This window comes from Kaistia sp. UC242_56, assembly GCF_044452255.1.
Taxonomy (GTDB): domain Bacteria; phylum Pseudomonadota; class Alphaproteobacteria; order Rhizobiales; family Kaistiaceae; genus Kaistia; species Kaistia defluvii_A.
On record NZ_JBIOAN010000002.1, the window covers coordinates 2,298,685 to 2,322,282 of the forward strand.

A 23,598-nucleotide genomic window follows, 5' to 3' on the forward strand; every position below is an offset into this window, starting at 1 on the left:
AGAGATCCCATGGAGGCGAGCTGACAATGGTTGCGCGTATCTTCAAGCCGGCACGGAATGCGATGCAGTCGGGCAAGGCGAAGACCGAGCGTTGGACGCTTTCCTACGAGCCGGAAATCCCCGTCTCCGTCGAGCCGCTGATGGGCTACACCTCGTCCTCCGACATGAACCGCCAGATCAAGCTGCAGTTCGACACGCAGGAAGAGGCCGTGGCCTATGCCGAGAAGAACGGCATTCCCTACCAGCTGATGCCGGCGCAGTCGGACACGCGCAAGAAGATCTCCTATTCGGACAATTTCAAGTTTGGTCGCCTGCAGTCCTGGACGCACTGACCCTGCCTCGGCGCCGTCCGGACGGATGGGCCGAGACAATTGGCCCCGTAGCTCAGCTGGATAGAGCAGCCGCCTTCTAAGCGGCAGGTCGCTGGTTCGAGCCCAGCCGGGGTCGCCAAATATATCAATGACTTAGACGGAAATCCTGCGTTATTCCGCATGGGCAGGCCGCAGTAATATTACGAAGCGTTCCCCAATCCTAGGCATTGGCGGCGCTTCCCATGCGCTGGTGACGCCGACGCATCGAGCGCTTTCGCCCGCCACCCCCGCCATCCTGAGAGCCAAGACGGAGCCGTTCGAACTGGGGTGCCCGCCGGCACCTGGCAGGGGGCCGACGGGCTGCGAGCTTCAGTCGGCTAAGGGGCCCATCTGACGAACGCGCTCGGAGCTTAGCTATGTCTGCCGCAGCGTCAACCTTGAGTAGAGCTGACGCGTTAGACCGCATTCGTCGCGCCCCCCAGGGGCAGTACTTTCTGGAGTAGGGTGCGCTTGTCTCCTCAGTCCTTAGCCTGCGGCCCGGAGCGCTTCCAGCACGACCGAAAACGCGGCGGAATGCTGTCTTCTGCTGGGGTAGTAGAGGTGGTAGCCAGAGAAAAAGGGGCACCATTCGTCCAGGACCTGGACGAGTTCGCCGCGGGCACGCGCATGCATCACCAGGCTTTCCGGGATGTAAGCGACTCCCAGCCCGGCCACGGCTGCATCGACCATGGCGATCGAACTGTTGAAGGTCAGTTGGCCCTCGACCCGCACGCGGAGATTTCTGCCATCCCTGGCAAACTCCCATGCGTAGAGACCTCCGGATCGCGGCTGTCGGTGGTTGATGCAATTATGCCGGACCAGATCCTGCGGTGACTCGAGCGGGGGATGGCTGTCGAGATACTCGGGCGACGCCACCGCCACCAGGCGCCAGTCGGGGCTGATACGCGCGGCCACCATGTCCTTGTCGAGACTTTCCCCCAGCCTTACCCCGGCGTCGAAGCGTTCCTCCACGATGTCGCGAAAGCCGTTGTCGATGCTGAACTCTACGCGAATGTCCGGATAGGCTTTCAGCATCGGTTTGAGTTTGGGCCAGACGATCCAGTCAAGCGCGTGGTCGGAAAGTGTGAGGCGAACGTTGCCGGACGGCTTGTCCCGAAAGGCCGTCAGGGCTTCGATTTCTCTTTCTATATCCTCGATCCGCGGTGCCAGGGTTTGCAGCAGCTGCTCGCCGGCTTCGGTCAGAGAGACGTTGCGCGTCGTGCGGGTGAGCAATCGCAGGCCGAGGCGCTGCTCGAGCTGCTTGATGGTATGGCTGAGAGTCGATTGAGATGAGCCCAGCTTGGATGCCGCCTTCGTGAAGCTGCGCTCCTGGGCGACAGCCATGAAGGCCAGCATGTCATTCAAATCCTGTCGCTGCATGGCCATCCCATTCATATCGAGCATCGATAGGTTCAAGCGAATTATACCCTCTAATCAAGGGGAATGAGGCGGTCTACCTTCCGCGCAACGATTTGCAGCGGATGGCAGGATGACCACGTACGTAGATAGCGCACCGACATCGAGACCCCGGGCGGCCTGGGGCGCGGTCTTTTCCATGGCCCTCTGCGTCGCGACGCTCATCGCCTCGGAATTCATGCCGGTGAGCCTGCTGACGCCGATATCCGCCGATCTGGGCATCACCGACGGGCAGGCTGGCCAGGCGATATCGGTCTCGGGAATGTTCGCGGTGGTCTCCAGCCTGTTCGCCGCGCGGCTCACCCGCCATATGGACCGTCGCCAGGTCATCCTCGGCTTTTCCGCATTGCTCGTGGCGTCCGGAGCCCTTGTCGCCTTTGCACCGGACTATCTCTGGCTGATGGTGGGGCGCGCGCTGCTCGGACTTGCCATAGGTGGTTTCTGGGGCATGTCGACGTCGATCGTCATGCGGCTGGTGCCGACCGAGGACGTGCCGCGCGGCCTCGCCATGCTCAATGCTGGGAATGCCGTTGCCGCAACTGTTTCGGCGCCATTGGGCAGCTATCTCGGCGACATCATCGGCTGGCGCGGCGCGTTCTTCTTCGTGGTTCCGCTCGCTGTGCTGGCCTTCGTCTGGCAATGGATCGCCCTGCCGTCGCTGCCCTCCCGCGCGACCGACAGCACTGGAAATGTCTTCCGCTTGCTCCGGCATCGTCCGGTGGCTCTGGGCATGGCGTCGATCACCCTTCTCTTCATGGGTCAGTTTGGCCTGTTCACCTATCTCCGCCCCTTCCTGGAAGGTGTGACGGGCGTTTCCGTCCCAGGGCTTTCGACAATTCTCCTGATCATGGGCCTGTCCGGCGTGGCCGGCACCTGGATGATCAGCCATGCTCTGCGCACGCGCCTGTTCAGCGTCCTCATTGCCATCCCGCTCGTGATGGCTGCGATCGCCGTGGCGTTGGTCGCCTTGGGTACCTTGGCGCTGCCGGTTGCTCTGCTGCTTCTGCTTTGGGGCATTTTCGCCACAGCCGCGCCGGTTGGCTGGGGCGCCTGGCTGGCGAGAACGCTGCCCCGCGATGCCGAGGCTGGTGGCGGCCTGCAAGTGGCGCTGATCCAGTTCGCTATCACGGTGGGTGCGGCGGGCGGCGGTCTGCTGTTTGACCGGGCCGGCTGGTGGGCGCCTTTCCTCTTCGCGGCCGTGCTGCTCTGCGGCTCCTCCATTCTTGCTTATGCGACCTTCCGCGCCAGTTCAGGATCGGCCTCATGAGTGCCGACAAAATCACGCGCCGCTCGCTGGTTCGAGCTGCGCTGGCGGCGAGCGCAATGCCGCTTCTGGCGAAGGCACAGGAAAGAACGCTGAACAGCCATCAGGAGCCGACCGACATGCGCGTGCGCTTCAGCTTCGCCGGGCGGACCATGACGGCGACGCTCCATGACAGCCCTTCCGCCCGCGACTTCTATTCCATGCTGCCGCTCGATCTCATCATCCAGGATTTCGGCGGCAACGAGAAGATCGCCCACCTTCCGCGAAAACTCACCGAACAGGGGTCCGGCCCCTTCGGCAACGAGCAGCCCTACGACCTCTGCTACTACGTTCCGTGGGGAAACCTCGCCATGTTCCATGCCGACTACCGCCACCCGGATCTTATCCGCTTGGGGCGGTTCGATGAGGGACGCGAGGCTCTCCACGTCGCCGGGCAATTTCCGCTCCGCATCGAAATCGCCTCCCCACCAGCACCAACAGACAGGAAACTTCCATGATCAAGGACAAGGTCATCATCATCACCGGCGCCTCCTCGGGCATCGGCGAGGCCAGCGCTCGGCTGCTGGCCAGCAAGGGTGCAAAGATCGTGCTGGGAGCCAGGCGCACCGATCAGCTCCAGCGCATCGCGGAAGAGATCGAGGCAGCCGGCGGACAGGCGGTCTACGCGAAACTCGACGTCACCAGTCAGGCCGACAACGACGCCATCGTTTCCCTTGCCAAGGACAGCTTTGGACGGCTCGACGCCACCTTTCTCAATGCCGGGCTGATGCCGAACTCGATGCTTTCCGCGCTCAAGACCGATGACTGGCACCAGACGGTCGACGTCAACATCAAGGGGGTGCTGAACGGCGTCGCTGCGGTGCTGCCGACGTTCACGGCGCAGAAGGGCGGGCACATTCTCGCCACCTCGTCCGTGGCGGGTCTCAAGGCCTATCCGGGCGGCGCAGTCTATGGCGGCACCAAGTGGTTCCTGCGCGACTTCATGGAGGTGCTCCGGATGGAAACGGCCATGGAAGGCACCCATATCCGCGCGACCACAATCTATCCCGCCGCCATCAATACGGAGCTGTTGCACACCATCAGCGACAAGGGCGTCGCCGACGCCATGGGCGGGCTCTACGCCAAATATGGAATCTCCGCGGATCGCATAGCGCGCGTCGTGGAATTCGCCATCGATCAGCCGGACGATACCGTGATCAACGAATTCACCGTTGGGCCGGCCAATCAGCCGTGGTGATGGCATAGAGGTCGTCAGGCGCGAAAGCGCAGGGCTTCGATTCACCCTGCGAAAGCGGGTGAGAGTCGGTCGACCTCGTCGCCGTCCTCCGTGACGGCGCATCTGGCCGTGACTGTCTCGGCCCCGGCAGGCGGACGCGCTGCAGGCACCACGTCGCCGCAAGCATGGACAAGGCATCGCGCCATCGGCAGCGCCACGTCGTGCATCCCCGGTTGATACGTCAGAGGTCAGGCGGGGTTTATCCACAGGGACTCGGCGCCAAGCGCTTCCGGACCAGCGCCATCGCGGCCGGGCCTGGAGCCGCGAAAAGTAGAGTCGGCGCTTCCCTATCTTTCCCTGTGGTAAAAAGAAAAATCGCGCGAGAGCACAATATTTATTGGCTTGCTCGCGAATATTTTGGCCAAATCGAGTGATTTTATCCGGGTGTTTCAAATATTTTATAAGATTTACAATCGCACGTTGGCTATAAATATACTTGCATCTCGAACTTAAGATTTATTAGGGCTTGCAGTTTTCAAATTGAGTTGGTCACGAATTGTTTCGTGCGACTGATTCATGACTGGTCAGGTGGCGGAATCGGCTAGCGTGCTCTGGCAAGCCAAAGGAGCCACCATGAAGCGCCTGCGTCCGACACCGTTAACGCCGATCCTGTCGGTGGCACTTGCCGTGTTTGCCACGTCGGCAGGCGCGCAGAGCCTCGACAGCTTCGGGGTGCTGGCGGGTTCCACCGTCACCAATACCGGCCCCACGATCATCACCGGAAACGTCGGCGTCAGCCCCGGCTCGGCCATTACGGGCCTCGGCACCACTGCCAGCCCGGGTGTGGTCAATGGGACACTGCATTCCAATGATCAGGTTGCCATCGATGCGAAGATCGAGCTCGAGACCCGGTACAACGACCTCTGGAATCGGCCGGCCACCCAGGATCTGACGAACCAGGACCTGGGCGGGAAGACGCTCACCGCTGGCGTCTATCACTTCGATACATCGGCTTCGCTGAACACGCTGGGCGGCCCTCTGACGCTCGACGCGCAAGGCAACCCCAATGCGGTGTTCATATTCCAGGTCGGCAGCACACTCACCACCGACAGTGCGTCGGAGGTCAGGCTCATCAACGGTGCCCAGGGCGGCAACGTCTATTTCGTGCTCGGGTCGTCGGCGACACTCGGCACGACCTCGACGTTCCAGGGCCAGATTCTGGCGCTCGCGGCCATTACGCTCACCACCGGCGCCAACATCAATTGCGGAGCCGTCTGGGCCCAAACGGCAGCCGTGACCCTGGACACCAACAACATCACGGTGTGCGTGCTGAAGCAGATGACCGCTGGCGAGGTGATCGGATCCGACGCCACGGACAACCAGGAAGCCGTTGCGGGGGCGATCGACGATTACGTGACCCGCGGTGGCGTGCTGCAGCCCGGATTCCAGGACCTCGTTGACTTCCTCTCGCCCGCCGAACTGGCGGAGGCGTTCACGCAACTCTCGGGGGAGGTCGCGACCGGCGTGGCGCCAACCGGGATCCAGGCCATGAACTCCTTCCTGAACCTGGTTCTCCAGCCGGGCTACGGCAACGGCCGCAGGCCCGCGCCGACCCCGGCGGAGACTCCCAGCACGGTGAGGGTGCTGGGCTACGCCACGGCAAGCGCGTCCGTGGGAAGCGCGGCTTTCGCAGCGCTGGACCCGGCGCGCGTCATTCCCGACCCGCGCCGCTGGGAGTTCTGGGCTGGAGGCTATGGCGGCAACAGCAAGACGGACGGGGACTTCTCGGTCGGAAGCCATGAGCGGACGTCGACCCTTCGCGGCTTCGCCGTTGGCGCTGACCACAAGATCAGCCCGGACACCGAGATCGGGTTTGCGGTGGGAGGCGGCAACACCGATTTCGACCTGGCAAACTGGCTGGGGGGCGGACGGAGCAACATGGTGCAGGCGGCCGTCTATGGCCGAACCAATTTTGACAGGGCCTATTTCACGGCGGCGCTCGCCTATGCCTATCATGACGTCTCGACCGACCGGTCCGTGACCGTCGCGGGCTATGACCAGTATGCCGCGGAATTCGCCGCCCATAACGGCGCCGTGCATATCGAAGCCGGCTACCGCGCCGACTGGCTGACGCCCTATGCGGCCTTGCGCGTGCAGGCCATTCGCACGCCAGCCTATCGCGAGAGCACCGCGGTCGGCGCCTCGACTTTCGCGCTGGCCTACGAGGCGAATACGACCACCTTCGCGCGCGTGGAACTGGGCGCCAGAGCCGAGCATAGCTTCGCGCTCGATCCGGGCACCAGTCTTTCGGTGCGGGCCGGCGCAGCCTGGGCGCATGATTACTGGTCGAAGACGGAAATGCAGGCCTCGTTCCAGGAACTGCCGGGATCGCCCTTCACCGTTACGGGCGCGGAGCCGGCCACGGACTCGATCCTGCTGTCGGCTGGCACGGAGCTAGCCTTTGCAAGCGGATTCGCGATCGGCGGGTCGGTCGACGGACAGTTTGCCGACGGCTTCCAGTCCTACACGGGGACCGGCGAGGTGAGATACCGGTGGTAACGGGCAGGGCGTCTCTGCCGGCGCTTCTCGTCGCCCTCGTCCTGGCGGTCATTCCGACAAGCGGTTCTTTCGCCGGCGAGCTTGTCGCCTTTACCGCCGGCGACCCGCCCGGAACGATCGTCGTACGCACGGAGGAACGCAGGCTCTACCTGGTTCTGCCCGGCGGGCGCGCCCTGCGATACATGGTCGGCGTCGGCCGGGCGGGGCGCCAGTGGGTCGGCGCGTCCTCGATCGATGGCAAGCATCTGCGTCCCAACTGGGCGCCGCCCGCGGCCATCAAGCGGGCCCGCCCGAACGTGCCCGACTTCATCCCGTCGGGATCGCCGGCCAATCCGATGGGAGCCGCGGCGATGACGCTCGCGGGTGGGGAATATGCCATCCACGGCACCAACCAGCCGAACTCGGTGGGCGGGTTCGTGTCCTTCGGCTGCATCCGAATGCACAATGAGGATATTCTCGACCTGTTTGCACGGGTGAATGTCGGCACGCCGGTCGTGGTGAGACGCTGATCCATCCCGCTTCGGCCCGGATGGCGATGGACGTCCATCAAATGCGGAGTCCGTCCGCTAGATCAGGCGCGACCGTTCCCTAAACTGGCGCGGCGTCGTGCCCGAGATCCGTCGGAACGCGCGGCTGAAATGCGCGGGGTCCGTATAGCCGGAGGAAAAGGCGACATCGATGATCCGGCAATCGGTGTCGCGCAGCAGCCGGCTCGCAGTCTCATATCGGGCCGTTTCGAGAATGTCGGAATAGGTCAGGCCGAGATGGGCGAGCTTGCGCTGCAGCGTCCGCGGGCTGAGGCCGGCGATATCTGCGACATCGGCCAGAGCGATCGTTCCCTCTTCGAGATAGGCCGGCAGCATCAGCTTGAGCGTTTCGACAATGTCATAGTCGGAAGGGCCGTCTCCCTCTTGGCTCCGGCTGGGTACAAACGAGGCGGCCGATGGATTGGAGAGGCTCAGAAGCGTGTCGGGCAGGCTGACCCAGGCGGCGGGCTGGTTGGAGTGAAACCGCACATTCGGCCAGTGGGACCGGGTATCCGGCCCGGGCGAATAGGCCGATTCGAAGCCGATCGCCGTCGGCATCCAGTCTGGCCCTGCGAATTGCCGGACGATGTGGATCGGGAAGATGTTCTGGATCCATTGCGCGTATTTCAGATGCAGCATCCCTCCCGTGCCCGAGAGCGTGCTGCAGACGCGCACATGATCCACGTCATGTTCGATCCACATGCTCAGGATCGTGTCTTCTCGCGACGCCCAATAGCAGGCGTGCCGGAGCGCGACGAGTAGCGTCGGCGCATGCGCGATCAGGGCCCGCGTCTTCTCCCGCATATGGGAATAATGCAGGCGCTGGGCCGCCAGATAGCCGAATTCCTCGATGCCCTGGGTTCTCTGCGCGGTCTCGACGAAGCGCAAGGCGGGCAGGAGCGGCAAATAGAGCTCGCTCTTTTCGGCAAGGGAGGAGGGCAGCCGGGACTTTCCGAGCAGCGCCTCCGTCGGCGCGCCGATTTCGTCGAGGATGCTGACGAAGGGCAGGAGGAACTGCCCGCGCGTCAACGGGATACTTGTCATCAGACCTCGCCGCAGCCGGGGCTATGCTCTTCACCATGCCGAATCGCGGGGAATTGCGGCGGGCGGAGTATAGCCCGGGGCGAATGGCGCGAAATGGCAAGACGGACCGGCGGCTCATGACCCAGAAGCTCGCCTTGGAGCCTACCCGCCAAGGGCTGGCTTTCTTTCTGATTGCAATGTGAGAAGGGATGGCGATGTCGAGGATCGGGACTGCGGTGCAGGTCGCACAAGTTTCCCTGCTGGCGCTGCTCGCGCTCGGCGGTCAGGCCGTGGCGCAGGCGGCCGATGCCGGCCCCAAGGTCACCGACGCGCATTTCACGATCGCCCCCGGCTATCTCGAGCGAGCCGACGTGCCGAACAGCCTGATGCTGCTCGGGCCGCCGCCCGCCGCCGGCAGCGCCGCCTTGGCCCGGGACGAAGAGGCGCGCCGGGCGACGCTGGATCTGCGCGGCGCGGAACGTTGGAAGCTCGCTACTCAGGATGCGGATCTTGCGTTCCCGAAGCCGGCCGAGAATTTCTCGTGCGCCCTTGGCGTTCCGATCGATGAGGCGAATACGCCGCGTCTCTACGGCCTGATGGTCAAGCTGTTGTCGGACGCCGGCCTTTCGACCTATGGCGTCAAGAACAAGTACGAGCGGACCCGGCCCTTCGCTGTCCACAACGAGGGGACCTGCACGCCGGACCAGGAGGCGATCCTGCGTGAGGACGGCTCCTATCCCTCCGGTCACACGGCCGCGGGCTGGGCTTGGGCGCTCGCGCTCTCCGAGATCGCGCCGGACCGCAGCAACGAGCTGCTGGCGCGCGGCATAGCCTTCGGACAGAGCCGCGTGGTTTGCGATGCCCATTGGCAGAGCGACGTCGACGGCGGACGGATCATGGGGGCAGCCACGGTCGCCCGGCTGCATGCCGACCCTGTCTTCCTGGCGGATCTCAACGCCGCGCGCGGCGAGGTCGAGGCCGCGCGCGCCAAGGGCTTGAAGCCCGCACAGGATTGCGCGGCGGAAGCTACCGCTCTCTCTCAGACGAATTAATCCTGTCGTGGAGTTCCGCCTCGGCCTGAGGGCAGGGGCGGGACTTTTCTTTGCCGGGACGTCCCGCGATCGGCGCGGCTGGCTCCCCTTGAGGTGTGCGCGCCGCACGGACCTGTGCGGCGGCGTCGCCATCTGGCGGCTCGCGGAAGGCCGTTCAGAACCACTTCACCCAGAGCCCAGAGGCCATCTCGTTGGACGGAAACATGCATCCGGTTGCGGCAGAATACCTGCCATTCTTCATCACCGCGCCCGGGCAGAGCGATGTGCTCTTCAATGGGATGGCCATTTTCATGCTGGCGATCATCCTGGTCGTCGGCAATCTCTATTTCCAGCTCCACGCCATCCCCGAGCGCATGGCGCACCGGACCAATGTCGTCCAGATGCAGGTCGTCGCGGTCCTGGCGCTGATTTCCCTCTTCACGCACAACCACCTTTTCTGGATCGCGGGCTTGCTGTTGGCGCTGGTTCGCATTCCCGATTTCTCGACCCCGATGGCATCGATCGCCGGGTCGCTCGAAAAGCTCGCGGGACAACAGGCCGAACGCACGGAGCAATTGACTCTGGCCGCTGCCACGACGGGCGGCAACCCGCCAGTGACTGCCGCGCCATCATCCGATCGGCTGGCCGTCGAAGTCGCCCCGCTGGCGATGCCTGAAGCAGCCCAGCAGCGCCAGACGGCAGGAGAACCGAGCCATGTTTGAGCTGATGCTGTGCTCGATGCTGACGATCTTTCCCGACTATCTGTTTCGCCGCTACATCCAGAACAAGCGGATCGGTCGCGAGATCACCCTGTATTCCGTCTGGTATGAGCTGCGCTGGGGCATCAGCGCCTGCCTGATCCTGACGGTCTCGCTGATCACGCTGATCTTCTACTTCCATCCTTCGACCAAGAACGTCACGGCCGTTTTCCGCACGGTTTCGATCCTTCCCGAAAGCGGCGGTCGCGTGGCCAAGGTGTTTGTCGGCCTCAACCAGAAGGTCCAGGCCGGCGATCCGCTGTTCCAGCTCGATAGTTCAAAGCAGGAGGCGGCGCTCGAGGCCGCCCAGCGCCGGATCGCGGAGATCGATGCTCAGTTGATCGTGGCGAAGACGCAGCTGGCGGCCGCGGACGGTACGATCAAGCAGGCGGAAGATGCGTATCAGCAAGCGCTGGATGAACTGGATACCAAGCAGGAACTGATGCGGCGCAACGCGAACGTCGTCGCCACGCGCGAGATCCAGCGCCTGCAGGTCTCCGTCGATGGCCAGAAGGGTGCGGTCGATGCTGCCATGGCCAACAAGAAGACGCTGGAGGCGCAGATCTCCGAACTGCTGCCGGCCCAGCGAGCCAGCACCGAGGCCGCCCTGGCCCAGGCGCAGGTCGAACTCGACAAGACGCTGGTGCGCGCCGGCGTCGCCGGAACGCTGCAGCAATTCACGCTGCGGCCGGGTGACGTCGTCAATCCGATGCTGCGGCCGGCGGGCATTCTCGTGCCGGCCGAGGCCGGGCGGGTGGCGCTGGTCGCCGGCTTCGGCCAGATCGAGACGCAGGTCCTGAAGGTCGGGATGATCGCGGAGGCCACCTGCATCGGCAAACCCTTCACCATCATTCCCATGGTGGTGACGGAGGTGCAGGACGTCGTGGCTTCCGGCCAGTTCCGCCCGACGGATCAGTTGATCGACGTCCAGCAACTGGGTCAGCCCGGATCGATAACCGCCTATCTGGAGCCCCTCTATGCCGGCCAGCTGGAAGGCGTCCCACCCGGCGGAAGCTGCATCGCCAACGCCTACACCAACAATCGCGAGGCGCTGGAGGAAAAGGGCCTCGGCACCGGCCGCCGGCTCTTCCTCCATGTGGTCGATACGGTGGGGCTGGTGCATGCCATGATCCTGCGCATGCAGGCGATCCTCCTGCCCGTCCAGACCCTGGTCCTCAGCGGGGGACACTGAACTCTGCCAGCTGCGGCGCGGCTGGCGTCGGTTTCCATAAGTCCCCGAACGGCTCGAGCGCCACGCCATCTTATGGCGGCGGCGCTCGAGCCTTTTTGGGCTTGTATGGGACGTAGATGGGATGGCGCCCCGTGCAGCGTGCCCAATCCACTGCCGCGAGAGCGGGGGTGAAGGGGAGTGGAAAGAGCGTTTCCATGTCCAAGTCCGTGGGCTCAAATTCGCGACCGGGCCCACGCGCACGGGTTGGAAAAGGAGCGGACTACGCCACGTTTGGCCAGATCGCCGGGCTGGCCCCGACCTCGCGCTGCATCAACGCCTCGATCTCGGACAGGACGTGCTCGACCGTGATGTCGGACTTGCACCGAACTCGCTCCGGGCATCGGCGGACGACGTCAATTCCGCAGCCGCGACACTCGATCGAACTCATCAGCATGCTTACAGAGGGCCCGCGGAAACCCCAGAGTTCGGGCAAGTGGGAAGCCGTGAAGATGCCGATCGTCGGCCGCCCCAACTGGGCCGCGACATGTCCGGCTCCGGAATTGTTGGAAACGACGAGGGCGGCCGACGACAGCAACTGGTTGAATTCCTGCTCTGACAGGCCCGTGGCGATTTCTACGTGCCCGGCCCCCAGGGATCGGGCCTTCTGGGCGGAGCTTTGAAGCTCGACCGCGTCGTCGTCGCGACCGACCATGATGACCTGACGCTCCAGCGAAAGCTTGGCGATCAGCTCCTGAAAGTTCTGGATCGGCCAATCGCGCAGGGCGGAATTGGAAAAGGGCGCGACGACGATGGGCGCGCCCTCGCGAGCCGGCATGCGCGGCTCGCGGGCGCGGCTGCGCTGCTCGTCAAAATCCGCCGCCGCCCTGGCAACCAGCAGGGTCAACGTCTCGGCCACATGCAGAATTCGAAACTGATCGCGATCCGCGCTCTTGTTGACCCATTTTCGCGGGATCCAGCCGGAGAGCGACAATTTTTGCAGCAGCTTGTAGGCAGGGGTTCTGCGAAGCTTCAATCTCGACGGCGAAATGGCGATATCGATTTCCGGGTGCCGGTACCGGTCGACAATGGCAGCTCGCTGGCGTGCCTGGACGGCACACAGGACAAGTCTCGTATCGTCGGGCACGCGCATGTCGATGGCGAGGTCGAACGCCTGGTCCGGCAGCAGGCGGAGGATGTCTTCGGGTGCCTTTCGCTTCTGGCCGGATTTTGGGCTTCGAGCAAAGAAATCAAACGCCACGTACTCATCGGCGAGTTGGAACTGCACGGCCGTATTGAGATTCCAGCTGCCTACGACCAGGGTGATATGCGCATCGCGAAACCGGCTTCTGAGTTCCCTGAGCGGGCTTAAGGCCATCCAGAAATCACCAATGTGATCCAGCTTGAGCACCAGAATTCGGAATACGCTTCCCGGTCGCGGGCTTTCCTGCCAGCTCCGGTAAATCACCCGATCCGCATGCTTCGCTATTTTATAAGTCATGCTTCAATCGATCATGTAACCGGGGTGGCGAATTCTTGGCGACTTAGAGGCTGGGTAAATATTCTGCCGGGCTGCAAACACAGCTTGGCGTTCGGGTGGACCGGGATAAGGTTCAATCATTGATAGGCAAACAATTTCTAGTTATGGTTGCAGTGTATCTGGGTCTAACTACCTTGTCGAGCGCTGCTTGAGTGTCGTCCGTGCAAGTTGAGGGAAGCGTGCGCCTCCAGTCCGTCGCTGCCGTATCCGCCGTCGGAGCGATGGTGTTTTTTGCCCTTTTTCTGCAGAATTTCAGTGACGCGCGGGAGCGGGCGGTTCTCGGATATGGCTGTTGAAGCGGCGTTCCTGCCAAGCGCGCGCCGGGCGCGCGACGTTGCGAAAGCGGTTCTGAAGATCCTGCGGTGGAGATGCACAGCATGGCCAAGCTCGTCTTTGGAATGAACCAGTCTCTGGACGGCTATGTCGACCACGAGAAGATGGCGACGGGTCCGGTGCTGTTTCGTCACTGGGTCGAGCAGGTCGGCAGCCTGGCTGGCAGCCTCTATGGTCGGCGGGTCTACGAACTCATGCGCTATTGGGACGAGGACCGTCCGGAGTGGAACGCGGATGAGAAGGCGTTTGCGCAGGCCTGGCGGCGGCAGCCCAAATGGGTCGTGTCGCGCTCGCTGAAATCGGTCGGCCCGAACGCCACCCTGGTCGGAGCGGATTTCGAGGCGGCTGTGCGGGATTTGAAGTCAGGGCCCGCGGGCGAGGTCGCGGTTGCGGGCCCGGAACTGGCGGGAAGTCTCACCAATCTCGGTCTCATCGACGAGTATCGGCTCTACCTGCATCCCGTCGTGCTCGGTGGCGGCAAGCCATTCTTCGTGGGACCACGGCCGCCGCTTCGCCTGATTTCCACGGATCCGGTCGGCGAGGGCGTCATCCGTCTGACGTATGTTCCGGCCTAGCTGGGCGACAGGTGCCAAGGCAGCCAAGCCCTGGAACATCGGCCGCGCGCGCCATACCCGTTTTGATTGTCCTGTTGCGCCGCCCATCTTGCGGGTGTCCGGGATCGGCATGGTATGAGTGAGGCGTCAATCAACCAAGCGCGGCGGCAGCAGCCGTCCGAGAGGAGACCATGCCCAGTTCCGATGGCAGTAGTATCTTTGATTTCGCAGGGATACTTGCCGTACTGCTTCTTGTTGCCGCGAACGGCTTTTTCGTTGCCGCGGAGTTCGCCCTCGTCGCCGTCCGCCGTAGCCGCGTTACGGAACTCGTGGCGGCTGGTCGGACCAATGCGCTGGCGCTGAAGCGCGCCGTCGATCATCTCGACGCCTATCTCGCGGCGACGCAACTCGGCATCACCATTTCCTCGCTCGCGCTGGGCTGGGTCGGAGAGCCGGCGCTGGCGCATCTGATCGAGCCCTGGCTGGCTATGCTTCCGGGCAATATCGCCACCGCAGCATCGCACACGATTGCCGTCGTGATCTCCTTCGTCATCATCACCGCGCTGCATATTGTTTTGGGCGAGCTCGCGCCGAAGAGCCTGGCTCTGCAGCGCAGCGAAACGACGGCGCTCTGGGTGGTGCGGCCGCTCAGCGTCTTCCTGTTCGTCTTGCGGCCGGCGATCCTGTCGCTCAACGGCCTCGGCAATCTCGTCCTGCGCCTGTGCGGATTGCGGCCGGGCGCCGGCGAGGAATCGCTTCATTCGCCGGAGGAACTGAAACTGCTGATCGCCGCCAGCCAGGAGGGCGGCCTGCTGAACTATTCGCAGCAGGAAGTGGTCGAGCGCGTCTTCAACATCGGCGACCGGCGCATTGCCGACATCATGACGCCGCGCCTCGAGATCGACTGGGTCGATTCCGAGGATAGCCCCGAGGAAATCCTGCGGGGCATCGGCGAATCTCGCCATGAGCAACTCCTGGTCGCGCGCGGAAGCATCGACGAGCCGATCGGCATGATCCTGAAAAAGGATCTTCTCGGCCAGGTGCTGGAAGGCAAGCCGATCGATCCGCTCGCCGTGCTTCGCCAGCCCATGGTGGTGCACGAGGCGACGCCGATCTTCCGCGTGCTCGACCAGTTCAAGAGGGCGCCGGTCCGCCTCGCGATCATTGTCGACGAATATGGCAGCATGGACGGTATCGTCACCCAGACGGATCTTCTGGAGGCAATTGCCGGCGACCTGCCCAGCGCCGAAGGCGAGGATCCCGACGTGGTCCAGCGCGACGATGGCTCGCTGTTGCTCGATGGCATGATGCCGGCGCATGCGGCCTTCGACCGGCTGGGCTTTCGGCTGCGGTCGGCGGATGGGGCGTTCCATACCATTGCCGGGTTCGCCCTGGCCCAGCTTGGCCACATCCCGAAGGTTGGCGAGCGCTTCGACTATGAAGACTGGCGCTTCGAGATCGTCGATATGGACGGCCGGCGGATCGACAAGCTGCTCGTGCAGCCGGTGCCTTTGGCGGGCGGGGGCGCCGAGGACTAAGAAGCTCGAACGAGCCGGCCCCGGTCGCGCCGAGAAGGCGCGACCGCCACAGGGGCACGCGTTTTCAGCTGTTCACGGCGCGCGGATGGCCCCAGCCGATACCATCAAGGCGGCATGCCTGCCCTTGCGCCTTGATGCCACGACCCCCACGCGTGGCGGACCCGGGCCATCAGGCGCCTGGATCGCCCATGCGGGTCTAGACAGTGCGCCACCGTAGCCCCGGCCGAATCTCCAGCATGTTTCCGGTTGGCACCCATAGCATCAAGCACGGCAGACTTACTTTCGGGGCGGGGGCTCGCTGTACCTCTCTTCACCTTTTTTTGACAGCGTTTTCACAGCAACGCAGCGCATTACCTAGACGTAATGGCCGGAAAAAATCTCGATCGATCAGATGTTTCGAAGCCAATCAGTTCTTCTGACTTATGATATTATGTACTCACCATATATTCCCCTACGCGAGATTCCCTTACGTGATGCAACGCTGCAACAGCCAGCGCGGCTGGGATCCGCTAGACGATGAAGCCATACGGGGCAGTACCACGACCTGGTTTGGGTGAAATCTTAGGAGCGAAGGGCTCAGCAATGAAATTCGCAATTCGTAGTCTTACGGTGGCTTCGATCTTGGCAATGGGGGGCGTTGCTGCTCACGCTGCGGATCTTACTTATGAGCCGGCGCCCGTCGCTGCGGCTCCGGAAGTGTTCAACTGGACCGGCTTCTATGTCGGTGTCCATGGCGGCGTCGCCGCCGGCGACTTCAAGTATCCGCTGAGCATCAACTCTGGCGAATTCGGTACCAGCGGTGAACTGAAGCAGGATGCCAGCGGTGGCTTCGGCGGCGCGCAGGTCGGCTACAATTGGCAGTTCAATCCCAACTGGGTGGTTGGCGTCGAGGCCGATATCGCTGCAGCGTCTTATGAGGGCAAGATTTCGGGCAACGTCGCCGGCTTCGGCTTTGATGCCGGTTCGGAAGTCGAATGGTTCGGCACGGTCCGCGGTCGCGTCGGTTACGCTCTCGACAACCTGCTGCTCTACGGTACGGGTGGTTTCGCCTATGGTGACGTAAAGTCGTCCATCAATATCAATGGCAGTGGTGTCTCCACCTCCGATACCCAGTACGGCTGGACTGCGGGCGCCGGCTTCGAATACGGCATCACCAAGAACATCACGCTCAAGACCGAATATCTGTATGTCGATCTCGGCAGCCAGACCTTGTTGGATCTGCCGATTGGCGAGACCACTAATCTGAAGATGGACGCCGACACGCACTTCCACACGCTCAAGGCCGGCCTGAACTACAAGTTCTAAGCCTTAGGTCTGCGACACTACGGGGCGGCCTTCGGGCCGCCCTTTTTGTTGCCCGCCCATGTGTCGCTCCGCCGATGGGGGCGGGGCGGGCCGTCAGGCAACCAAACTCCTTTGCCCGCGTTTTCTCCGCGAACCAAAGGAGGCCCAGATGGCTCATGAAGAAGATCACGGCAAGTCGCTCGCGGAAATCGAAGCGCGGGCCTGGGAACTGACAGAGAAGATCCAGTTTGCGCTGTTCACCACCTGGACCGGCGAGAAGCTGGAGCAGTGGCCGCTGACCGCACATGTCGACAAGGAGGCCCGCGCCTTCTACTTCCTGGTCGACAAGGGAGCAGCCCGCTACAACCACATTGAGACCTATCCCGATGTGATGCTCGGCTTTTCGGATTCGCCGGGCGGCAAGTATGTCGTGATCAACGGCAAGGCCGAGCTCAGCAACGATCGCGCCAAGATCAAGGAGCTTTGGTCGCCCTTCGCCAAGGCGTGGTGGGATTCGGCCGACGATCCGGCCATTCGGTTGCTGACGGTCACGCCCTATCGGGGCGAGGTCTGGGATTCGCCGAACAAGCTGGTTTCGGCAGCGATCATGCTGACGGCAGCCGTAACCGGCGCCAAGCCGGCGGTTGGCGAGCATGGCGCGGTGCGGATGTAACATCCGCCTCTAATCCACGTTCAAGGATTGTTGCGCTCTGGTCCCGCATGGAACCAGAGCGCAACCGCGTTTGGACCTCATTGCCGGGCAGTGCCAGCGTTGCTTTCCTGGCAAACCCTAGAGTCCCCGCCGCGGCTTGTTGGTCGAAACGACTTGACTTCGCTAGGAGGCGAGGGCGATCGGCGCGGCGCGTTCGCGGAGCCAGATACCCGTTTCCGCGGCCGAGATCGGCCTGCCGAACAGGTAGCCCTGTCCGATATCGCACCCAAGTTCGCGCAGCGTGGCAAGGATCTCCGGCGCCTCGATGCCCTCGGCGGTGGTCGCAAGGTCGAAGGTCGTCGCAAGTTGCATGATGGCGCGCACGATCCGCCAACCCTCGTCGTTCAGCCGGGCGCGCTCGACGAAGTCTCTGTCGATCTTCAGTCGGTCGACGGGCAGGTCGCTGAGGTGGCGCAGGCTTGAGTAACCGGTACCGAAATCGTCGAGGGCAACCGAAACTCCGACATTTCGCAGTGTGGTGAGGATCAGTCGCGCCGCCGACACTTCGTCGACGAGCGCGTTCTCGGTGATTTCCAGCTCCAGACGAGCGGGCGCGAAATTCTCGCGGGCGAGGATATCGAGGATCCGCGCTGCCATCTGGGGTTCGGCGAATTGCGTCGGCGAGATATTGACCGAGAGCCGAAGGTCCGAGGGCCAGACGCGGGCGTCATGGCAGGCGCGAACCAGCAGCTTGTCGAAGAGTTCGCCGATCCGCCCGACCTCTTCGGCAAGCGGGATGAAATCGGCCGGCGCGATGATGCCGCGTGTCGGGTGATCCCAGCGGGCCAGCACCTCGAAGCCGATAAGGCGGTCATCGTCCAGCGCGATCAGCGGCTGGTAGTAGGGGACGATTTCGCCCGCATCCAGAGCGCGATGAAAATCTGTCTGGAGCGCCTGGCGATACTCGACTTCTTCGTCGATCCAGACCGCGAGTCCGCGCGCTTTGCTGCGGGCGATCCGCTTGTCGCGATAGAGCGCGACGTCGGCGGCGCGCAGCAGCGCCTCGGCGTTGATGTCTTTCCGCTCGGAGATCGCCAGTCCGACCGAGGCGCTTACCTCGATGCTGCCATTGGGAATCTCGATCGGGCTGCTCAGCCATTCCTGCATGCGTCGGCGGAATGACTCGGCGTCGCCCCAGGCGCCGCCTTGGGCGAGGATCGCGAACTCATCGCTGCCGAGGCGCCCAACCGCCGTGGCGTCCTTGGCCAGTTGGGCAAAGCGCTTGCCCACCTCCGCCAGCACGCGGTCGCCGGCGGCGTGGCCGTGCGTGTCGTTGACGGCTTTGAAGCGATCCAGGTCCATCAGGAAGACCGCCGCGGCGGAGCCGCCGTCGCGCCAGCATGCCAGAGCGCCGTCGGTCGCGCGCAGGAAGGCGCTGCGCGTCAGCAGGCCCGTGAGGGGATCGCTGGTATGCGCTGTGCTGAGTTCCTGCTGGTTGGCGAGGGAGATTTGGAGTGCGGAACGCAGGCGCGTCAGATTTCGGTACAGGCAAAATCCGGCGAGGGCGTAGAGGGACAATCCTGAGGCGATAAACATATGGACAATACTTGCCGTCACGCCAAATGGTGCCGCAAAAATGCCCAAGATACCCAATAAAAAGGTAATCGAACCAAGAAAAACGATACCGGTCAACATGACTACTGCCTAATGCGCCCTCGATCTGTCATGCAGAAGCAGCATACCGATAACTCGATATAATTGCCGCGCAACGCAGTCCGACCTGCTCACAGGGTCACGGATAACATGCGCTCAAGTCAATAGAAGAATGGGTAAGCTGGAAAAACACCAGACTCGAAACCCGTTGCCGAAGTAATTCCGATTTCTATATTGACGCAACGTAAGGTTGGCTTTTGGCCGCCTGATTGGCCTGGCGTGCAGGTCCTGCTCCTCTGGATGCCCGTATTGAGGCCTCGTTTTGCGTCAAGATGGTTGAATCAAGGCCTCTCCGCCATCTTAAGGATGTTTCCGTCGGTCTCTGCCTGTGGCCAAAAGAAAACGGCGCCGGGCGATGGCCCGACGCCGTTGAATGAGGGTGGCGCGATGTCCGAAGGATCGTGCCCGCCTTATTTAGTCCTTGGCGCGCTCGACATACGAGCCGTCTTCCGTCAGGACGACGATGCGCGTGCCCGGGCCGATATGCGGCGGCACCATCGAGCGGACGCCGTTCGACAGGATCGCCGGCTTGTAGGACGAGGAGGCGGTCTGGCCCTTGGTGGTGGGCTCCGTCTCGACGACTTCGAGCGTCATGCGCTGCGGCAGCACGATGCCGACGGCCTGCTCTTCGAAGATCGACAGGCGGACGACCATGCCTTCCTGAAGGTAGGGCGCTGCGTCGCCGATGACGGCCGGCGTGACGATCAGCTGCTCGTAATTGTCGGTGTTCATGAAGGTGAAGCCTTCGCCGTCCTGGAACAGGAAGGAGAAGTCGCGATCCTCGACGAACGCGCGCTCGACCTGCTCGGTCGTCTTGTAGCGGTTCGAGATCTTCACGCCGTCGGCGAGGCCGCGCATGTCGATCTGCGTCGTCGGCGTACCCTTGCCGGGATGGAAGCTCTCGGCCGTGAGAACGGCGTAGAGCTTGCCATCGACTTCGAGAATGTTGCCCTTGCGGACCTGGCTGGCGATAACCTTCACGAATTAATCCTCAGATTGGCGTCGGCGCCCGTACAAAGGCGCGATTATGGCGCGCACCATAGCGATTCCGCTGCTTCGCGCCAGTCGAATCTCGTCGAGGCCGGCAGGCTTGCCCGGTGTCCATGACAGGAGAACTGCGAGAATGACCCGTGCATCCCCCTGGTGGACGCCGCATGTCCATGCGGATCGCCGTCCCTTGCTGATGACGCGCGGGCGCATCAAGGCAGCGGTGCACAACTGGTTCTTGGGCCGCGATTTCGTCGAGGTCGAATGCGGCATCCTGCAGGTTTCGCCTGGCAACGAGGCCCATCTGCACGCCTTCGCCACCGAACGGGTGTTTCCCGACGGAACCCGGCAACCGCTGTATCTGCATACTTCGCCGGAATTCGCGGCGAAGAAGCTGCTGGCGGCGGGCGAGAAGCGGATCTACACGCTGGGCCCGGTGTTCCGGAACCGCGAGCTCGGACCCCGCCATGCCTGCGAGTTCACCATGCTGGAGTGGTACCGCGCCGGCGAGGCCTATGAGACGCTGATGGAAGATTGCGCCGCGCTACTGGCCGCGGCCGCCGAGGCGGCCCAGACACGCCGCTTCACCCATCGCGGCTTCGAAACCGATCCGTTCGCCGAGCCCGAGCGGCTGACCGTCGCCAACGCCTTTCTCCGTCATGCGGGCATCGACCTGCTGGCGACGCTTGCCGAGGACGGCGCGCCGGACCGCGACGGGCTGGCGGCGCAGGCGACGGCGACCGGGATCCGCATTGTCGATGACGACAGCTGGAGCGACATTTTCAGCCGCATCATCGCCGAGAAGGTAGAGCCCAATCTGGGGCAGGGCCGGCCGACGGTTCTGTGCGAATACCCGGTGGTCGAGGCGGCGCTGGCCCGGCCGAAGGCGGGCGATCCGCGCGTCGCCGAGCGCTTCGAGCTCTATTGCTGCGGTGTCGAACTCGCCAATGGCTTCGGCGAGCTGACGGACGCCGCCGAGCAGCGTCGGCGTTTCATCGCCGAGATGGACGAGAAGGAGCGCGTCTATGGCGACCGCTACCCGCTCGACGAGGATTTCCTCGCTGCGCTCGCCATCATGCCGGCGGCATCCGGCATCGCGCTCGGCTTCGACCGCCTGGTCATGCTGGCGACCGGAGCGCCGCGTCTTGACGCGGTGATCTGGACACCGGCGGCGGAATGACCGAAAGAGTGCGGAATGTCCCGCTCACCCGTCATTCCGCTTGAAAAATCACTGACCCTGCGTTCGCCCGCAGCGCTTGTCGAAGTCGGCCTTGCGCCACTCTCCGCGCGCGAAGGGCTGGACCGCGTGGCTGAGCGCTATGCCGTGGCCGTGACGCCGGCCATGGCGACGCTGATCGACGCGAGCGACCCGCAGGACCCGATCGCGGCGCAGTTTGTGCCGACGACGGCCGAGCTGACGACCTTGCCGGAAGAGCGCGCCGACCCGATCGGCGACGATGCGCACAGTCCGGTGCCGGGGTTGGTGCATCGCTATCAGGACCGCGTCCTGCTGAAGCTGGTGCATGTATGCGCCGTCTATTGCCGTTTCTGCTTCCGCCGCGAGACGGTCGGCCCCGGCGGCCCGACCATGCTTGGCGAGGAAGAACTGGAGGCAGCGCTCGCCTACATTCGCGGTCGGCCGGAAATCTGGGAAGTGGTCTTCACCGGCGGCGACCCGCTGGTCATCGCGCCGCGCCGTCTGGCGGAATTGCTGGAGCGCTTCCGCACCATCGAGCACGTCAAGATCCTGCGCTTTCACACGCGCGTGCCGGTCGTCGATCCCGCGCGCATCACCAGCGAACTGGTCGCGGCGCTGCGCAACACCGGCAAGACCGTCTATATCGCCGTCCACGCCAATCATCCGCGCGAGCTGACGGCCGATGCCCGGGCGGCGTTGGCCCGGCTTGTCGACGCCGGCATCGCGCTGGTCAGCCAGACGGTGCTGCTGAAGGGTATCAACGACGATCCCGAGACGATGACGGCGCTGATGCGCGGCTTCGTCGAGGCGCGGGTGAAGCCCTATTACCTGCATCATGGCGATCTCGCCCCCGGGACCAGCCATTTCCGCACCTCGATCGCGGAAGGTCAGGCGCTGATGCGCGCCCTGCGCGGCCGGCTCTCCGGCCTCGCCCAGCCCACCTATGTGCTCGACATTCCCGGGGGCTACGGCAAGGTGCCGATCGGGCCGGATTATGTCCGGGAGGACGGCACTGTCACCGATCCGAATGGCGGCGCGCACGAATATCGGTTCAACGACGCGGTCTGAGATTGGCGCCAAGGGCGTCTGCGCCTTGCGATCCGCCGCCGGCCGATGGCAGGATCGGCCGAATGTTCCGCATGAGGGTTTACCGTGTATCAGCCTCCCGCCTTTCGTGAAGACCGGCTTGACGTCATGCATGGGCTGATGCGTGCCCATCCGCTGGCCATGCTGGTGACGGCGGGCGAGGGCGGGCTGATGGCCAATCTGATCCCGTTCCTGATCGATCCGGCCGGCTCCGAAAAGGGTCTGTTGCGGGCCCATCTCGCCCGCGCCAACGAGCAGTTGGCGGCCCTCCGTGCCGGCGCCGAGGCGATGGTGCTGTTCCAGGGGCCCAGCGCTTATGTGACGCCGAACTGGTATGCGACCAAGGCCGAGACCCACAAGGTCGTGCCGACCTGGAACTACGCCACGGTGCATGCCTGGGGCACGCCCCGCATCCTCGAATCGACCGATTGGTTGCGCCAGCAGGTCGGCGAACTGACCGATGCGAGCGAGGCGTCGCAGGCGCGAGCCTGGCGCGTCGATGACGCGCCGGAGCCGTTTCTTGCCGCCCAGATGAAGGGCATTGTCGGGCTGGAGATCCCGATTTCCCGTATCGAAGGCAAGTGGAAGGTGAGCCAGAACCGGCCTGCCGCCGATCGCGAAGGCGTCATCGACGGATTGCGACAGAGCGACCATCCGATGGCCGAGCTGGTGGCCGAACGCTACAAGCCGGCTTCCGACTGAGGCCGTCTCTGGCTCACGCCCTGCGCGAGCGCACCAAGGCCGCCTTGGCGCTGCGGTTGCGCTCAAAGCGGGCGAAGCCGGCATAGCGGCCGGGCTTGTGGTAGAAGGCCAGCACGATGTTGAGGCAGATCACGGCGAAGACCGAGAGCGCCACCTGGCTCGGCTGGAGCAGCAGGAATGCCGCCGCCATGACGCAGAGATCTGCCGCCATCAGCAGCTTGCCGGCCCGCCAGCCATAGCGCTCCTGCAGATAGACCGCCGCCGTCGCGAAGCCGCCAATGCCCGCCTGGTGGCGGATCAGCGACAGCATGCCCATGCCGATCAGCAGCCCGCCCATCGCCGCCCCCAGGATCGGCTCTATATGGCCGAAGGTCAGCAGGGACGGAAGCAGGGTGGTCTCGACCGAAAGCAGCGCCGTCGCGATGACCGAGCGCAGCAGGTAGAGCGGGCCGAAGGCCAGATAGGCGAAGATGAAGAACGGCACGTTGATGACGAAGAAGACGCTGCCGAAATCGAGCCCGGTCGCGTTGTTGGTCAGGAAGGCGATGCCCGCCGTGCCGCCAATGCCGAGCCCCGCCGCCTTCAGCATGGCGAGGCCGAGCGCGATGAACAGCGTGCCGATCAGGAAGGCGAGCACATCGTCATAGAGCGAATGCGCGAGCTGCCGTTCGTCGTCCATGGGCCATCTCCGAGCCGCAC

At 63.7% G+C, this 23,598-nt stretch carries 22 protein-coding genes and 1 tRNA gene; 17 read left to right on the top strand and 6 right to left on the bottom strand.

Annotation, left to right across the window (positions count from 1 at the left end; all coding sequences use genetic code 11):
• Positions 1-26 precede the first annotated feature (26 nt).
• Both ACHMWQ_RS13545 and ACHMWQ_RS13550 read left to right on the top strand, forming a co-directional pair.
• Positions 27-332 carry an ETC complex I subunit gene (locus ACHMWQ_RS13545; RefSeq protein WP_354548751.1) on the top strand — a complete coding sequence of 102 codons (306 nt, stop codon included), beginning with the start codon at positions 27-29 and terminating at the stop codon, positions 330-332.
• A gap of 41 nt (positions 333-373) precedes the next feature.
• A tRNA-Arg gene (locus tag ACHMWQ_RS13550) sits at positions 374-450 on the top strand.
• A 386-nt stretch (positions 451-836) separates the two neighbouring features.
• Here the strand turns inward: ACHMWQ_RS13550 and ACHMWQ_RS13555 are convergent.
• Entirely contained in the window at positions 837-1,730 is an 894-nt protein-coding gene (locus ACHMWQ_RS13555; RefSeq protein WP_396309445.1) for a LysR family transcriptional regulator, read from the bottom strand.
• Between the two features lie 109 nt (positions 1,731-1,839).
• Here ACHMWQ_RS13555 and ACHMWQ_RS13560 point away from each other — a divergent pair, with 109 nt between their 5' ends.
• The 5 genes from ACHMWQ_RS13560 to ACHMWQ_RS13580 all read left to right on the top strand — a co-directional run bounded on the left by ACHMWQ_RS13560 (position 1,840) and on the right by ACHMWQ_RS13580 (position 7,314).
• On the top strand, positions 1,840-3,033 hold the full coding sequence (locus ACHMWQ_RS13560; protein ID WP_396307850.1) for an MFS transporter: 1,194 nt from the start codon (positions 1,840-1,842) through the stop codon (positions 3,031-3,033).
• Positions 3,030-3,527: a cyclophilin-like fold protein gene (locus tag ACHMWQ_RS13565; RefSeq protein WP_396307851.1), complete on the top strand. Its 498-nt coding sequence runs from the start codon at positions 3,030-3,032 to the stop codon at positions 3,525-3,527. The genes ACHMWQ_RS13560 and ACHMWQ_RS13565 overlap by 4 nt, the downstream gene beginning before the upstream one ends.
• Entirely contained in the window at positions 3,524-4,267 is a 744-nt protein-coding gene (locus ACHMWQ_RS13570; RefSeq protein ID WP_396307852.1) for an SDR family oxidoreductase, read from the top strand. The genes ACHMWQ_RS13565 and ACHMWQ_RS13570 overlap by 4 nt, the downstream gene beginning before the upstream one ends.
• Before the next feature lie 612 nt (positions 4,268-4,879).
• Entirely contained in the window at positions 4,880-6,805 is a 1,926-nt protein-coding gene (locus ACHMWQ_RS13575; RefSeq protein WP_396307853.1) for an ice-binding family protein, read from the top strand.
• Positions 6,806-6,855: 50 nt separating this feature from the next.
• Positions 6,856-7,314 (top strand): L,D-transpeptidase, encoded by a 459-nt coding sequence (locus ACHMWQ_RS13580; protein ID WP_396309446.1) that lies wholly within the window; start codon positions 6,856-6,858, stop codon positions 7,312-7,314.
• A gap of 57 nt (positions 7,315-7,371) precedes the next feature.
• On the opposite strand, the gene ACHMWQ_RS13585 is transcribed toward ACHMWQ_RS13580, so the two are convergent.
• Positions 7,372-8,376 carry a helix-turn-helix domain-containing protein gene (locus ACHMWQ_RS13585; protein WP_396307854.1) on the bottom strand — a complete coding sequence of 335 codons (1,005 nt, stop codon included), beginning with the start codon at positions 8,374-8,376 and terminating at the stop codon, positions 7,372-7,374.
• Positions 8,377-8,570: 194 nt separating this feature from the next.
• Here ACHMWQ_RS13585 and ACHMWQ_RS13590 point away from each other — a divergent pair, with 194 nt between their 5' ends.
• The 3 genes from ACHMWQ_RS13590 to ACHMWQ_RS13600 all read left to right on the top strand — a co-directional run bounded on the left by ACHMWQ_RS13590 (position 8,571) and on the right by ACHMWQ_RS13600 (position 11,336).
• A complete protein-coding gene (locus ACHMWQ_RS13590) occupies positions 8,571-9,407 on the top strand; it encodes a phosphatase PAP2 family protein (RefSeq protein WP_396307855.1) in 837 nt (278 codons plus the stop codon).
• Between the two features lie 191 nt (positions 9,408-9,598).
• Positions 9,599-10,108: a hypothetical protein gene (locus ACHMWQ_RS13595; RefSeq protein ID WP_354551561.1), complete on the top strand. Its 510-nt coding sequence runs from the start codon at positions 9,599-9,601 to the stop codon at positions 10,106-10,108.
• Positions 10,101-11,336 (top strand): HlyD family secretion protein, encoded by a 1,236-nt coding sequence (locus ACHMWQ_RS13600; protein ID WP_396307856.1) that lies wholly within the window; start codon positions 10,101-10,103, stop codon positions 11,334-11,336. The genes ACHMWQ_RS13595 and ACHMWQ_RS13600 overlap by 8 nt, the downstream gene beginning before the upstream one ends.
• Before the next feature lie 259 nt (positions 11,337-11,595).
• On the opposite strand, the gene ACHMWQ_RS13605 is transcribed toward ACHMWQ_RS13600, so the two are convergent.
• Positions 11,596-12,813, bottom strand: coding sequence for a glycosyltransferase family 9 protein (locus tag ACHMWQ_RS13605; protein WP_396307857.1), 1,218 nt, complete (start codon positions 12,811-12,813; stop codon positions 11,596-11,598).
• A gap of 416 nt (positions 12,814-13,229) precedes the next feature.
• Between ACHMWQ_RS13605 and ACHMWQ_RS13610 the strand changes: the two genes are divergently transcribed.
• From ACHMWQ_RS13610 to ACHMWQ_RS13625, 4 genes are all read left to right on the top strand, one after another.
• On the top strand, positions 13,230-13,760 hold the full coding sequence (locus ACHMWQ_RS13610) for a dihydrofolate reductase family protein (protein ID WP_396307858.1): 531 nt from the start codon (positions 13,230-13,232) through the stop codon (positions 13,758-13,760).
• A gap of 170 nt (positions 13,761-13,930) precedes the next feature.
• The gene (locus ACHMWQ_RS13615; RefSeq protein ID WP_396307859.1) at positions 13,931-15,277 is read left to right on the top strand and encodes a hemolysin family protein; all 1,347 of its coding nucleotides are present in this window, start codon (positions 13,931-13,933) and stop codon (positions 15,275-15,277) included.
• A 582-nt stretch (positions 15,278-15,859) separates the two neighbouring features.
• Positions 15,860-16,582: an outer membrane protein gene (locus ACHMWQ_RS13620; RefSeq protein ID WP_396307860.1), complete on the top strand. Its 723-nt coding sequence runs from the start codon at positions 15,860-15,862 to the stop codon at positions 16,580-16,582.
• A gap of 148 nt (positions 16,583-16,730) precedes the next feature.
• Positions 16,731-17,234, top strand: coding sequence for a pyridoxamine 5'-phosphate oxidase family protein (locus ACHMWQ_RS13625; RefSeq protein ID WP_396307861.1), 504 nt, complete (start codon positions 16,731-16,733; stop codon positions 17,232-17,234).
• Positions 17,235-17,396: 162 nt separating this feature from the next.
• Here the strand turns inward: ACHMWQ_RS13625 and ACHMWQ_RS13630 are convergent, their stop codons facing one another.
• Both ACHMWQ_RS13630 and efp read right to left on the bottom strand, forming a co-directional pair.
• Positions 17,397-18,908 (bottom strand): putative bifunctional diguanylate cyclase/phosphodiesterase, encoded by a 1,512-nt coding sequence (locus ACHMWQ_RS13630; protein WP_396307862.1) that lies wholly within the window; start codon positions 18,906-18,908, stop codon positions 17,397-17,399.
• Positions 18,909-19,340: 432 nt separating this feature from the next.
• Positions 19,341-19,907 carry an elongation factor P gene (gene efp / locus ACHMWQ_RS13635; RefSeq protein ID WP_266331805.1) on the bottom strand — a complete coding sequence of 189 codons (567 nt, stop codon included), beginning with the start codon at positions 19,905-19,907 and terminating at the stop codon, positions 19,341-19,343.
• 142 nt (positions 19,908-20,049) lie between these two features.
• Between efp and epmA the strand changes: the two genes are divergently transcribed.
• The 3 genes from epmA (at position 20,050) to ACHMWQ_RS13650 (ending at position 22,899) form a co-directional block, all read left to right on the top strand.
• The gene (epmA, locus tag ACHMWQ_RS13640) at positions 20,050-21,093 is read left to right on the top strand and encodes an EF-P lysine aminoacylase EpmA (protein WP_396307863.1); all 1,044 of its coding nucleotides are present in this window, start codon (positions 20,050-20,052) and stop codon (positions 21,091-21,093) included.
• Positions 21,094-21,108: 15 nt separating this feature from the next.
• Positions 21,109-22,179, top strand: a complete 1,071-nt coding sequence (locus ACHMWQ_RS13645) for a lysine-2,3-aminomutase-like protein (RefSeq protein WP_396307864.1) — start codon at positions 21,109-21,111, stop codon at positions 22,177-22,179.
• A gap of 84 nt (positions 22,180-22,263) precedes the next feature.
• Entirely contained in the window at positions 22,264-22,899 is a 636-nt protein-coding gene (locus ACHMWQ_RS13650) for an FMN-binding negative transcriptional regulator (protein WP_396307865.1), read from the top strand.
• A gap of 13 nt (positions 22,900-22,912) precedes the next feature.
• On the opposite strand, the gene ACHMWQ_RS13655 is transcribed toward ACHMWQ_RS13650, so the two are convergent.
• Positions 22,913-23,578 carry a YitT family protein gene (locus ACHMWQ_RS13655; RefSeq protein WP_396307866.1) on the bottom strand — a complete coding sequence of 222 codons (666 nt, stop codon included), beginning with the start codon at positions 23,576-23,578 and terminating at the stop codon, positions 22,913-22,915.
• Positions 23,579-23,598 lie beyond the last annotated feature (20 nt).

Coding starts and splice junctions, on each gene's coding strand:
- ACHMWQ_RS13610 (WP_396307858.1), top strand. CDS start 13,230: ATGGCCAAGCTCGTCTTTGGAATGAACCAGTCTCTGGACGGCTATGTC.
- ACHMWQ_RS13615 (WP_396307859.1), top strand. CDS start 13,931: ATGCCCAGTTCCGATGGCAGTAGTATCTTTGATTTCGCAGGGATACTT.
- ACHMWQ_RS13590 (WP_396307855.1), top strand. CDS start 8,571: ATGTCGAGGATCGGGACTGCGGTGCAGGTCGCACAAGTTTCCCTGCTG.
- ACHMWQ_RS13625 (WP_396307861.1), top strand. CDS start 16,731: ATGGCTCATGAAGAAGATCACGGCAAGTCGCTCGCGGAAATCGAAGCG.
- ACHMWQ_RS13570 (WP_396307852.1), top strand. CDS start 3,524: ATGATCAAGGACAAGGTCATCATCATCACCGGCGCCTCCTCGGGCATC.
- ACHMWQ_RS13545 (WP_354548751.1), top strand. CDS start 27: ATGGTTGCGCGTATCTTCAAGCCGGCACGGAATGCGATGCAGTCGGGC.
- ACHMWQ_RS13630 (WP_396307862.1), bottom strand. CDS start 18,908: ATGTTGACCGGTATCGTTTTTCTTGGTTCGATTACCTTTTTATTGGGT.
- ACHMWQ_RS13645 (WP_396307864.1), top strand. CDS start 21,109: ATGTCCCGCTCACCCGTCATTCCGCTTGAAAAATCACTGACCCTGCGT.
- epmA (WP_396307863.1), top strand. CDS start 20,050: ATGACCCGTGCATCCCCCTGGTGGACGCCGCATGTCCATGCGGATCGC.
- ACHMWQ_RS13605 (WP_396307857.1), bottom strand. CDS start 12,813: ATGACTTATAAAATAGCGAAGCATGCGGATCGGGTGATTTACCGGAGC.
- ACHMWQ_RS13560 (WP_396307850.1), top strand. CDS start 1,840: ATGACCACGTACGTAGATAGCGCACCGACATCGAGACCCCGGGCGGCC.
- ACHMWQ_RS13555 (WP_396309445.1), bottom strand. CDS start 1,730: ATGCAGCGACAGGATTTGAATGACATGCTGGCCTTCATGGCTGTCGCC.
- ACHMWQ_RS13565 (WP_396307851.1), top strand. CDS start 3,030: ATGAGTGCCGACAAAATCACGCGCCGCTCGCTGGTTCGAGCTGCGCTG.
- ACHMWQ_RS13585 (WP_396307854.1), bottom strand. CDS start 8,376: ATGACAAGTATCCCGTTGACGCGCGGGCAGTTCCTCCTGCCCTTCGTC.
- ACHMWQ_RS13655 (WP_396307866.1), bottom strand. CDS start 23,578: ATGGACGACGAACGGCAGCTCGCGCATTCGCTCTATGACGATGTGCTC.
- ACHMWQ_RS13620 (WP_396307860.1), top strand. CDS start 15,860: ATGAAATTCGCAATTCGTAGTCTTACGGTGGCTTCGATCTTGGCAATG.
- ACHMWQ_RS13575 (WP_396307853.1), top strand. CDS start 4,880: ATGAAGCGCCTGCGTCCGACACCGTTAACGCCGATCCTGTCGGTGGCA.
- ACHMWQ_RS13600 (WP_396307856.1), top strand. CDS start 10,101: ATGTTTGAGCTGATGCTGTGCTCGATGCTGACGATCTTTCCCGACTAT.